Genomic DNA, 11481 nt, shown 5'->3' with positions numbered 1-11481 from the left:
TTCCCCATGACAACCGTACCTACAGGCTTGTATTGCGCCTCAAGGAGGCGACGGCCCATGAACGCAGGTTGAATAGACGGTGCAACTTACTAAAGGCCCCTTCACGAATCGGGGCTCTATGCGTCTGTACATGATGCTGTCTCGGACATAGGGGGCTTGATACAGATGCCACACATCCAGCGATCAGCGTCATTGGCCGGAATATGCTCGCGAAGATCGCCATATACCGGGATTTCCTGAAGGGTGATGGCACGGTTCTGCGTCCATGCGGCTTCGTCAACAAGCCTTTTATCCATGCGCAAATTGGCATCCATCACAATTTGACCAGTATGTTGAACGCCAAGCGTGAAGACGTTTCCATCCTGGCCTGTATGGCCGTAAGGTGACAGTACAGGGCGCGATTGGCCGACCACACTATTGGTAATAACCCCCGGCTGTTGTTGCCGGAAATAGCGATTATCCAGATGGATCGAGAATCTTTTTAAATTATTCATCGCGCCTCCCGCCTTCAACCTCAAACGCTAGCTCTACACTCCATTGAAAATGAGTATTGAGGGGCTACCCAGATGTGTACAGAGACAAAAGCCCAATCAAATTCTGAGACCTTGGTCGATGAATCGGATCAGACCTTGGTCGGATCAGAGGCTGGCCAAACGTCCAGTGGTGGAGTGCCAGGGAGACAGGGCCCCCGTGCGAAATTGCGCCATTTGAGCCGCTCAACCCAGTTCGTAATCTCCGCCACAATAATTCTGGGCTTGACCATGACGTTCGTTGGAAACCTCGTAAGCCAGAGTATCGAAGATGCAACGGTCCAAACTGCGGCAGAGGCAGGGGCGCGTTACATGGCGAACTTTCTCGAACCTTTCGTCCAAGGACTGACCACTGCCAAAGCACTTCCCGATGGAACTATTCAGACCATTGATCAGCTGTTGTCCAGCACCTCGTTCAGTACACATGTTGTCTCGGTGAAGATCTGGCTTCCAGACGGCACGATTGTCTACAGCACCGACAAATCCGCGGTCCTGAAAGTTTTTCCGACAGAGGAGATCTCACAGGCGCTGACAGGCAAGATCTATACAGAACTGGACAATGATCTTGAAGATTTTACTGCGAATGATATTGAGGATGCTTTTGAGCGAAGCCTGAATATTCCGCTCTATGAAATTTTTGCTCCACTGCGCGAAGCGGGGACTGGAAAGATTATTGCGATTGGTGAGTTTTATGAAACCGCGGAAGCGTTACAGCGCGAAATCAATAACGTTCGCGAGAAAGTATGGGCGATTGTTGGTACAGCAACGATGGCCATGCTTTTGCTGTTGTTTTTTATCGTTCGGCGTGGCGACAAGATAATAAAGCAGCAAATGGATGAGCAAGCCAAGTTGCACTCGAATAATGCCGCCCTTCAGCACAAAATCACTACAGCCAATCGCGAATTCTCCAGAATCAATGAACTCACTCTTCGCCGGATCGGGGCAGATCTTCATGATGGTCCTGCTCAGCTGTTGTCACTTATTCTCCTTCGCCTTGAAGAGCTCGAAGATTCGGAAGGCGCCTCAGATGGGGAAGTCCTCGAAATGATCAGGCGTGCCGGCGAGGATGCTTTAAACGAAGTGCGGGGAATATCACTCGGCCTGGCACTTCCGGAAGTCAATGATCTGACCCTGCACGATGCGCTGGTATTACTTGCCGAGCGGCACGAAGAGCGAACCGAGACCCGAGTCGAACTGGAACTTGATACGCTTCCAGACGATGTACCGATAGCGCATAAAATTTGTATTTACCGCTTCGCTCAGGAAGCATTGAACAATGCCTATATTCACGCCGGAGGAAAAGGCCAAAAACTCAGCGCCTCTCACTCCGAAGGGCTACTGGAAGTGCAAGTCGAGGATGCGGGGGTGGGTATTTCAACCGAGAAACCGAGTGTGCCAGGTCGAGGTAGAACTCCCCTGGGCCTTGTCGGCATGCGCTATCGCGTCGAATCCCTCGGCGGAATATTCACCATTGAATCGACACCCCATGCCGGAACCAAAGCCAGGGCGCAGTTCAAAATCTGATCACCCGTGCCAAAAATGATCGTTGCACTCAAGTAACCGGAAGCGCTTATGGCTAATGCCGATCAGTTAAACGGTAATGCGATCTGTAGCAGCTGCCGAGCCCGCGAGGCCGCGTCCGGCTGCGAAGCAGTCGTAAAATCAGTCATTGCGGTACGTCAGGCAGGCCGCGTCAGCTGGACTCACGACTGCTTCGCAGCCGAACGCCGCCTCGCGGGCTCGGCAGCTGCTACAAAGGGTGTCGCGGCTGAAATTGCCTAACTGACTGGCATTAGCGCTTATGGCCCGCTATTTGATTTAGCGCTGCCATTCAAGTCGCGACGTTGAAGAGCACCACATAAGCTAGGTATATGGTCACTTTCCCAATGCCGTCTCACTGCTGCGACTGCCTGCGTCCGGTTACGAACGCGCAGCTTGTACATGACATTCGTCATGTAGTGCTTGATTGTCTTCTCGCAGAGCTCAAGCTTGATAGCCACCTCGCGGTTAGTCAGGCCCTTCGATACCTCCCGGATAACTTGTTCTTCGCGATGGGTCAGCTCGACCTTTTGCTTATCACCCGCGTACTTTCTGAAATTGCCTAACAGCTTGCTGGCAAGTTTGGGTGTAATGAAGGTTTCACCACCGGCAACATTTCTGATGGCTTGTACAAGCTCACGACCGCTTATGCCTTTCAACGCATATCCCTGCGCGCCCGCTTCGAGAGCGGAATATGCGTCCTCGATGGACTCGGATACCGTCAGCATCAAAATTTTAACTGCCGGCCAAGAAGCCGAGATCGCTCGTACGGCAGCAAAGCTATCGCCCGGCATGTTTACATCCATCAGCAAAACATCCGGAGCAAAGCGAGCGGCAATTTCCACGGCCTCATCGGCAGAACCGCCCTGCTCTACCACCTGAAAGTCAGCTATTTTCTTCAGCGCCATTGAGACCCCATCCCTTAACAGCGGGTGATCATCAACGATGCCAATCTTGATCATGGAACTCATAGGAAGCTCCTCATAAGAGGCAATGGAGTTGCATGGTGGTGTCGCGCGTTGCATTTTCCACCCCTCGCGCCACGCCGAATCTGACAAGCCCCGCCGTCTCCATGATGTCCGGGACGACAGCTATTGCAGGTACCAGGGGGTGCTGCAACAAATGAGCCATTACGACAGGGCGAAGAAAAAGCTTAAATTAATTAACAAGCTGTTTCTGAGTGTTCAAGCGAGAGAACGGGTGAGCGGGGAATATTCCTCAAATCAGGTGATAAACACCCGGTTGGGTGGGTGTAATGCCCCATTTTTGGAGGTGGTAGCGACCCTGTTTCACCGACCGCTTTTGGTAGGGTCTGCTTGCCCTGAGGCGACGTGAATTTAACTGGTCGAGAAGGGCCGCTTCTGGCAAACAGCCACTCGGAAAACCAGCCAGTCACAGAATGACAGCGCTCGGCTAGAAGTGGACCACCCTGTCCGCCCCATCAGCCGTTATGCTCACGTTGGCAGCGAACGTCGCGCAGTTGATCCCCTGCCCCGCGATATCGAGCCGGACGCACAAAAAAAAACGCCAACCCGAAGGTTGGCGTTTTTAACTTGTCGCTTGCAGCTTATCGCTGCCTCACTCCGGCTTGCGACGACCAAAGCCCGGACGCTGGCCGGAACCGGCCGGTGCGCCACGACGCTTGCCCGATGGCGTGTCGCCGTCGACCAGTTTGATCCCCGGACGCTTTGGCGCAGGCTTGGCCGGACGCTTGGTGTCGGCCGGGCGATCGGCTACTGGCGTACCACGGCCTTCGCCACGCTCGGTACGGCCGTTGGCCGGACGTGGTGTGCGTGGACCGCGCTCACCGTCCTGACGCGCAGCAGGCTTGCGACCTGGACGCTCACCTTCGATCTGCGGCTCGCGGCTTGCACGTGGAGCAACAGGAGCGGCAGGAGCCCCGGCGGCTGGACGCAGGGTACGCACGCGCTCGGTCTTGGCCATCGGACGCGACGACTTGCGCTGCATCCGATCGAGCTTGTCTTTGCTCTTGGCATTCATTTGCGGCATCGCGACCGGCGTCAGGCCGACTTCAGCACTGAGAATGTCGACTTCGTACTGGCTCATTTCGCGCCAGCGGCCCATCGGCAGGTCAGAATTGAGGAACACCGGACCGAAACGCACGCGCTTCAGACGACTGACCACCAGGCCCTGGGATTCCCACAGACGGCGAACTTCACGGTTACGACCTTCCATTACCACGCAGTGGTACCAGTGGTTGAAACCTTCACCACCCGGCGCCTGCTTGATATCGGTGAACTTGGCCGGGCCGTCTTCAAGGACGACGCCCGCCTTCAGACGCTCGATCATCTCGTCATCGACTTCGCCACGCACACGTACCGCGTATTCGCGGTCCATTTCGTAGGAAGGGTGCATCAGGCGGTTGGCCAGTTCACCGTCGGTGGTGAACATCAGCAGACCGGTGGTGTTGATGTCGAGGCGACCAATGTTGATCCAGCGACCTTCTTTCGGACGCGGCATCTTGTCGAACACGGTCGGGCGGCCTTCCGGATCGACACGGGTGCAGATTTCGCCGTCGGGTTTGTTGTACATGATCACGCGGCGCACCGACTCGGCGGCCTCTTCGCGCTTGATCACCTTGCCATCGATGGTGATGGCGTCGTGCATGTCGACACGCTGGCCAAGGGTGGCGTCTTTGCCGTTGACCTTGATGCGGCCGTGGCTGATCCAGGCTTCCACGTCACGGCGCGAGCCGACGCCGATACGGGCGAGGACTTTCTGCAGTTTTTCGCCTGCTGGGCCGATTGGCTGGTCGTCTTGCTGGTCTTTGATACTCATCTGGGCACCTCCCGGTGTGGTCTTAAAACTGGGTACTTTGGCGAAGGGATCGCCGAAGGGTCGCGAATCATACGCGCATGCGGGCGATTGCGCACCAGAGACTAGCTGATCAACGCAAGGTTATTTCTTTTTCCGCCGACCGGTGGTGCGAGGCTTTGCTGTGAACACAATCCCCCTGTGGGAGCGGGCTTGCTCGCGAAGGCGTCAGGTCAGCCAACAAAGATGTCGTCTGACACGCCCTCTTCGCGAGCAAGCCCGCTCCCACAGTGAATCTCCATTGTTCATAAGAATCGCGTCAATCTTCGAACTGGCGGCGTTCGGCTTCGATGGCTTGCGCCAGAGCGAGGGCTTCGGCTTCTTCGTCCGACAGTTCCGGCTCGGGTTTCGGCTGTTCAAGGGCGGCAACGGCAGCCAGCAGTTTTTCGCGGGCTTCGGCAACGCCAAGGATGTCATCTTCCTGATCCGGCTCCGGTTCCATTTCGGGCTCTGGCTCTGGCTCGACCTGCGCAACGTCGGTTTGCAGCTCAACTTCCACCGGCTCTTCATCAGTCGCAAACCCGGCACCATCACGCAGCAAGTCGTCGAAGTCGGTCTTGAGCCCCTCCTCCATGCTGTCCAGCTCCAGCAACAGCGTGTGGAAACTGGTCTCCTCCTTGGGCTCTTCCGGCTCGGCGCTGGCGTCGGCCAACTCTTGCAACCCGGCGGGTACGGGCGCGTCGTCGAAATCGAGCACCGGGTCCGGTTCCAACTCGCGTAGTTCCGCCAGCGGTGGCAAGTCGTCGAGGTTTTTCAGGTTGAAGTGATCGAGGAACGCCTTGGTGGTCGCGAACATCGCCGGTTTCCCGGGTACGTCGCGGTGGCCGACGATACGGATCCACTCGCGCTCCATCAGCGTCTTGACGATGTTGCTGTTGACCGCCACGCCCCGCACGTCTTCGATTTCGCCGCGGGTGATCGGCTGGCGATAGGCAATCAGCGCCATGGTTTCGAGCATGGCGCGGGAATACCGCTGTGGGCGCTCCTCCCACAGACGTCCGACCCACGGAGAATACTTCTCGCGAATTTGCAGGCGATACCCCGAGGCCACTTCCTTCAATTCAAACGCGCGGCCATCGCAAGACTTGGCCAGAATCGCCAGGGCCTTCTTGAAGACCGGTGGCTCCGGCCGCTCGCCCTCTTCGAAGAGTTCGAACAGGCTTTCCAGGGATTGCGGCTTTCCCGAGGCCAACAGAAAGGCTTCAAGCAAGGGTGCCAGATCACGGGGTTCAGTCAGGTTCATGTTTCGACTCGTTATTCGGCTCGGGCTCGCACATGGATCGCGGCAAATGGCTCATTCTGCACCAGCTCGACCAGGGATTCCTTGACCAATTCAAGGATCGCCATAAAGGTCACCACCACTCCCAAGCGCCCTTCTTCAGCGGTGAACAGCTCGACAAACGGCACGAATCCGCCGCCCTTGAGCCGCTCCAGCACATCGCTCATGCGTTCTCGGGTAGACAACGCCTCGCGGCTGACCTGATGGCTTTCGAACATGTCGCCACGGCGCAATACCTCGGCCATGGACAGCAGCAACTCGGATAAACGCACGTCCGGCAACAACTTGCGTGCCCGGGCTTCCGGGGCGTCGAGCTTGGGCACCACCACGTCGCGACCGACGCGGCTCAGGCCATCGATGCCTTCGGCGGCAGCCTTGAAACGCTCATATTCCTGCAAGCGGCGGATCAGTTCGGCGCGCGGATCTTCCTCTTCGTCTTCGACGGTTTCGGCCCGCGGCAGCAGCATCCGCGACTTGATCTCGGCCAGCATCGCGGCCATCACCAGGTACTCGGCGGCCAGTTCCAGGCGCACCGACTGCATCAGCTCGACGTAGCCCATGTACTGGCGGGTGATTTCCGCCACCGGGATGTCGAGGATGTTGATGTTCTGCTTGCGAATCAGGTACAGCAGCAGGTCGAGGGGGCCTTCGAACGCTTCGAGAAAGACCTCGAGGGCATCCGGCGGGATGTACAGGTCCAGCGGCATTTCCATGACCGCCTGGCCATAGACCATGGCGAAGGGCAGTTCCTGCTGGGCTCCGGCCTGACTGTCGACGGGTTCTACTGCAGACATCTAGGCCTCGACCATGAACGGCGCAGGGTCGCCGCAACCAACGCGGATGACTTCCGGCTCACCGTCGGCGAGGTTGATCACGGTCGACGCTTTGATCCCGCCGAAACCGCCGTCGATGATCAGATCGACCTGGTGTTCGAGCAACTGGCGCATTTCATGCGGGTCGCTCAACGGGTCTTCATCGCCTGGCATGATCAGGGTCACGCTCATCAACGGTTCGCCCAGTTCAGCCAACAACGCCAGGGCAATCGGGTGGCTCGGCACGCGCAAACCGATGGTGCGTTTCTTCGGGTGCAACAACAGCCGCGGCACTTCGCGGGTGGCGTTGAGGATGAAGGTATACGGCCCCGGCAGGTGGGCCTTGAGAATGCGGAACGTACCGGTGTCGATCTTGGCGAACAGGCCCAATTGCGACAGGTCGCTGCAGATCAGCGCAAAGTTGTGTTTCTCATCCAGCTGCCGCAGGCGCCGAACGCGCTCCACGGCCACCTTGTCGCCGATCTGGCAACCTATGGCGTAGGAAGAGTCTGTGGGATATATCACCACCCCGCCCTTGCGGATGATTTCGACCGCCTGTTTGATCAGGCGCGCTTGCGGGTTTTCCGGATGAATCTGGAAAAATTGACTCACATTCTCTACCTGTTCAGACGGCGGCAATAATTGGGTCATGTTTGAATCGACACCATAGCGGCGGCAGATCCTCCGGGAGTGGCCGGTATTCACCGATCTCCGACCAGCCTCCCGGGCCATGAAAATCACTGCCCGCGCTGACCAGCAAACCGAACTCGCGGGCCAGAATGGCCAGGCTGCCCACTTGCTCGGCAGGCTGATAACCATTGACCACTTCGATGGCGTGGCCCCCTGCTTGAATATAGTCGGCAATCAGGCGACGACGCTTGCTGCGCGTGAATTCGTAGTGCCAGGGATGTGCCAGGCTGACCCAGGCCTGGGCCGCGCGCAGGGTCTCGACGGTTTCTTCCAGGGTCGGCCAGTGTTGCTTGACGTCACCCAGCTTGCCGGCGCCCAGCCATTTGCGGAACGCCTCGGCGCGATCCTTGACGAAACCTTCACGCACCATCCAGTCGGCGAAATGCGGGCGGGCCGGCGCGTTACCGCTGTCGCCCAGCTCCTGCTGGATCTCCCGGGCACCGTCAAGCGCCCCCGGCATGCCTTTCAACGCCAGTTTGCGGCTGATTTCCTCGGAGCGAAGCCAACGGCCATCATGCAATTTGGCGATGGCCTCGACCAACGGCGCGGCATTCACGTCAAAACCGTAGCCCAATACATGAATGGTCGCACCGCCCCAGGTGCAAGACAATTCGACGCCATTGACCAGTTGCATCCCCAACGCGGTGGCCGCGTGCCGGGCCTCGTCGAGGCCTTCAAGGGTGTCGTGATCGGTCAAGGCCAGGACTCGCACGCCTTTCTCGAACGCTCGCGCCACCAGAACCGCAGGCGCCAGGGCGCCATCGGAGGCCGTGCTATGGCAGTGCAAATCAACATTCACAGGGCTTTGTAACCTCAAATCAGCTGGCGCTATCGCGCGCCCATATGTTTGTTATTATGCCGCCACATCCTGCTTCTGGCTGCCACTGTGAAACAATTCATCGATTTCATCCCGCTCCTGCTGTTTTTCATCGTCTTCAAAATCGATCCACGGGTCGTCGACGTCGCCGGCCATGAGGTCACTGTAGGCGGTATTTACAGCGCCACCGCGATGCTGATCGTCAGTTCCCTGGTGGTCTACGGCACGCTGTTCATCAAGCAGCGCAAGCTGGAGAAGAGCCAGTGGCTGACCCTGATCGCCTGCCTGGTCTTCGGCAGCCTGACCCTGGCGTTCCACAGCGAGACGTTCCTGAAGTGGAAAGCCCCGGTGGTCAACTGGCTGTTCGCCCTGGCGTTCATTGGCAGCCACTTCGTCGGTGACAGCCTGCTGATCAAACGCATCATGGGTCATGCGTTGACGCTGCCTGACGCAGTCTGGACGCGCCTGAACATCGCCTGGATCGTCTTCTTCCTGTTTTGCGGTGCCGCCAACCTGTTTGTCGCGTTCACCTTCCAGAGCTACTGGGTCGACTTCAAGGTCTTCGGCAGCCTGGGCATGACTTTGCTGTTCCTGGTCGGCCAGGGCATCTACCTGTCCCGCCATTTGCACGACGCCGACACCACTACGCCAAAAACCGAGGACTGACATGCTTTACGCAATCATTGCCACAGACGTCGCCAACTCCCTGGAAGCCCGCCTGGCCGCACGGCCTGCACACCTTGAGCGCCTGCAAGTGCTCAAGGGCGAAGGCCGCATCGTTCTGGCCGGCCCAAACCCGGCGGTCGACAGCAATGATCCGGGCGCGGCGGGTTTCACCGGCAGCCTGATCGTCGCCGAATTCGATTCCCTGAGCGCCGCCCAGGCCTGGGCCGACGCTGATCCGTACATCGCCGCAGGCGTCTACGCCAACGTTCTGGTCAAGCCGTTCAAGCAAGTCCTGCCGTAAAATCCCGCCCCGCGATGAACCTTGTCGGTTCATCGCGTTCTCAATCGCTCATTATTCTCGTTTGCCGGCCGACAACTTGCCCAATACTCGTATTGGAATCAGGAGTCGTGATGCGCAAGAGTCCGTTGTGTCTGATGTTGGTCACGTTGTCGATCGTGGCGCCCGCCCACGGTGAAGAGAGCGCCAATGGTGCTGGTTCGACGCCGCTGTCCCTGAGCGCCGGCAGCCAGATCACCGAGTTGCAGCAACGCTTGAAAGATAGCGAACGGCAACGGGAAGAACTGAACAAACAGTTGCAAACTGCCGATAGCGAACGCGAAAGCCCGCTGCTGGCCCGGTTGCGCCAGGAGAACCAGCGTTTGAAGCTGCAACTCAAGGAAGCCCAGGCCAGCAGTCCGCTGCCGCGCCTGCTGACCGACCAGCAACAATGGTTTGTCATTGGCGCCGGGGTAGCGCTATTGGCTCTGCTCTGCGGTATCTTCGCCAGTGGAGCAAGTCGAAAACGTCGACAATGGCTAAATTGAGTGAGTCATGAGCGAGCTGTTACTTATTGATGATGACCAGGAGCTGTGTGAGCTCCTGAGCAGTTGGCTGAGCCAGGAAGGGTTTCAGGTACGTGCCTGTCACGATGGCCAGAGCGCACGCCGGGCGCTGGCCGAAACCGCCCCGGCGGCCGTGGTGCTGGATGTGATGTTGCCCGATGGCAGCGGCCTGGAACTGCTCAAACAGTTGCGCAGCGATCATCCGGATTTGCCGGTGCTGATGCTCTCGGCCCGGGGCGAGCCCCTGGACCGTATCCTCGGCCTGGAACTCGGCGCCGACGATTACCTGGCCAAACCCTGCGATCCGCGAGAGTTGACCGCCCGCCTGCGCGCCGTCCTGCGCCGTAGCCACCCGGCAGCGGTGTCCAGCCAGATGGAACTGGGCGACCTGTGTTTCAGCCCGGTGCGCGGGGTGGTCAGCATCGACGAGCAGGAATTCACCCTCACTGTCTCCGAAAGCCGCCTGCTGGAGGCCTTGCTCAAGCAACCCGGCGAACCCCTGGACAAACAGGAACTGGCGCAGATCGCCCTCGGCCGCAAGCTGACCCTGTATGACCGCAGCTTGGACATGCACGTCAGCAACCTGCGCAAGAAGATCGGCCCACACCCCGATGGCCGGCCGCGCATCGTCGCCCTGCGCAGCCGCGGCTATTACTACAGCCTGTAAAACCCGACACCTGTAGGAGTTGGCTTGCCAGCGAAGGCGTCTTCATTTGGCTCAAAGGCCTCTTCGCTGGCAAGCCAGCTCCTACAGGGGTTTTGTTTTGTCAGGAAGGTAAAAAACTGTCTTTACCCAAGCTTTACCCTCCGCTGACCGCCGCTGACCTTGATCTGCGTAATCTGTACTCATCCGGAACGTACCGGGAACGAGACAAGGAGATACACCATGCGCAAGACTCTTATCGCTCTGATGTTCGCTGCTGCCCTGCCGACCGTTGCCATGGCCATGCCTGAAGGCGCAGGCCCGATGGATGGGCCGATGGACGGTTCGCGCCACGGCGGTCAGATGCACGGCATGCACGGCAAAGGCCCGTACAGTCAACTGGACCTGAGCCGCGAACAGCGCGAGCAGATCCGCAAGATCATGGGCGAGCAGATGCACGAGCGTAAGCAACTGGTCGAGAAGTACCTGGAGAAACTCTCGCCAGCCGACCAGAAAGCCATGAAAGACGAAATGGCCGCCAAGCATCAGAAAGCCGAAGCCGATGTGCGCGCGGTGCTGAAACCGGATCAACAGAAGAAATTCGACGAGATCCAGAAAAAACAGGCCGAACGTCGCGCTGAATGGGCCGAGTTCAAAGCCTGGAAAGCGCAACAACCGCAAAAAACGCAATAATGCGTTAACCCCGGACCCAATGGCTCGTCACCGTTGGGTCTGATGTTTTTTGATCTAATGTGGGAGCGGGCTTGCTCGCGAAGGCGGTTTGCCAGTTAAAGCATTTGTTGACTGACACACCGCCTTCGCGAGCA

At 58.3% G+C, this 11481-nt stretch carries 13 protein-coding genes and 1 pseudogene; 7 read left to right on the top strand and 7 right to left on the bottom strand.

What is annotated here, in order from left to right:
• Positions 1-116: 116 nt before the first annotated feature.
• Complete coding sequence (locus tag AC07XF_RS08645; RefSeq protein ID WP_495026161.1) at positions 117-494, bottom strand: hypothetical protein; 378 nt, start codon at positions 492-494, stop codon at positions 117-119.
• Positions 495-566: 72 nt separating this feature from the next.
• Here AC07XF_RS08645 and AC07XF_RS08640 point away from each other — a divergent pair, with 72 nt between their 5' ends.
• Positions 567-2054, top strand: a complete 1488-nt coding sequence (locus AC07XF_RS08640; protein ID WP_495026160.1) for a sensor histidine kinase — start codon at positions 567-569, stop codon at positions 2052-2054.
• Between the two features lie 275 nt (positions 2055-2329).
• Here AC07XF_RS08640 and AC07XF_RS08635 read toward each other — a convergent pair whose 3' ends face one another.
• Both AC07XF_RS08635 and rluB read right to left on the bottom strand, forming a co-directional pair.
• Positions 2330-3040: a response regulator gene (locus AC07XF_RS08635; RefSeq protein ID WP_495026159.1), complete on the bottom strand. Its 711-nt coding sequence runs from the start codon at positions 3038-3040 to the stop codon at positions 2330-2332.
• 607 nt (positions 3041-3647) lie between these two features.
• Entirely contained in the window at positions 3648-4868 is a 1221-nt protein-coding gene (gene rluB / locus AC07XF_RS08630; protein ID WP_007984125.1) for a 23S rRNA pseudouridine(2605) synthase RluB, read from the bottom strand.
• Positions 4869-5045: 177 nt separating this feature from the next.
• On the opposite strand from rluB, the pseudogene AC07XF_RS08625 reads away from it, so the two are divergent.
• Positions 5046-5135, top strand: a pseudogene (locus AC07XF_RS08625) (metal ABC transporter ATP-binding protein); the annotation flags it as partial.
• Between the two features lie 28 nt (positions 5136-5163).
• On the opposite strand, the gene scpB reads toward AC07XF_RS08625, so the two are convergent.
• Genes scpB through AC07XF_RS08605 form a run of 4 tightly spaced genes read right to left on the bottom strand, consistent with a single transcriptional unit; the run spans position 5164 to position 8484 of the window.
• On the bottom strand, positions 5164-6147 hold the full coding sequence (gene scpB / locus AC07XF_RS08620; RefSeq protein ID WP_495026158.1) for an SMC-Scp complex subunit ScpB: 984 nt from the start codon (positions 6145-6147) through the stop codon (positions 5164-5166).
• 11 nt (positions 6148-6158) lie between these two features.
• Complete coding sequence (locus AC07XF_RS08615) at positions 6159-6977, bottom strand: segregation and condensation protein A (RefSeq protein ID WP_007984128.1); 819 nt, start codon at positions 6975-6977, stop codon at positions 6159-6161.
• The gene (locus AC07XF_RS08610; RefSeq protein WP_489388701.1) at positions 6978-7607 is read right to left on the bottom strand and encodes an L-threonylcarbamoyladenylate synthase; all 630 of its coding nucleotides are present in this window, start codon (positions 7605-7607) and stop codon (positions 6978-6980) included.
• Between the two features lie 13 nt (positions 7608-7620).
• Entirely contained in the window at positions 7621-8484 is an 864-nt protein-coding gene (locus AC07XF_RS08605) for a PHP domain-containing protein (RefSeq protein WP_495026157.1), read from the bottom strand.
• Positions 8485-8571: 87 nt separating this feature from the next.
• On the opposite strand from AC07XF_RS08605, the gene AC07XF_RS08600 reads away from it, so the two are divergent.
• The 5 genes from AC07XF_RS08600 to AC07XF_RS08580 all read left to right on the top strand — a co-directional run bounded on the left by AC07XF_RS08600 (position 8572) and on the right by AC07XF_RS08580 (position 11347).
• Positions 8572-9168, top strand: a complete 597-nt coding sequence (locus AC07XF_RS08600; RefSeq protein ID WP_495026156.1) for a septation protein A — start codon at positions 8572-8574, stop codon at positions 9166-9168.
• Position 9169: 1 nt separating this feature from the next.
• Positions 9170-9469 (top strand): YciI family protein, encoded by a 300-nt coding sequence (locus AC07XF_RS08595; RefSeq protein WP_108218598.1) that lies wholly within the window; start codon positions 9170-9172, stop codon positions 9467-9469.
• Positions 9470-9579: 110 nt separating this feature from the next.
• Complete coding sequence (locus AC07XF_RS08590; RefSeq protein ID WP_495026155.1) at positions 9580-9993, top strand: SH3 domain-containing protein; 414 nt, start codon at positions 9580-9582, stop codon at positions 9991-9993.
• Between the two features lie 7 nt (positions 9994-10000).
• Complete coding sequence (locus tag AC07XF_RS08585; RefSeq protein ID WP_007984138.1) at positions 10001-10678, top strand: response regulator transcription factor; 678 nt, start codon at positions 10001-10003, stop codon at positions 10676-10678.
• A 219-nt stretch (positions 10679-10897) separates the two neighbouring features.
• Positions 10898-11347, top strand: coding sequence for a Spy/CpxP family protein refolding chaperone (locus tag AC07XF_RS08580; RefSeq protein ID WP_495026154.1), 450 nt, complete (start codon positions 10898-10900; stop codon positions 11345-11347).
• Positions 11348-11481: the final 134 nt, after the last annotated feature.

It is taken from the genome of Pseudomonas sp. GW821-FHT01C01 (genome assembly GCF_059422645.1).
Note: the sequence above shows the minus strand (reverse complement) of the source record. Positions and strands in the feature narration are given on the sequence as shown.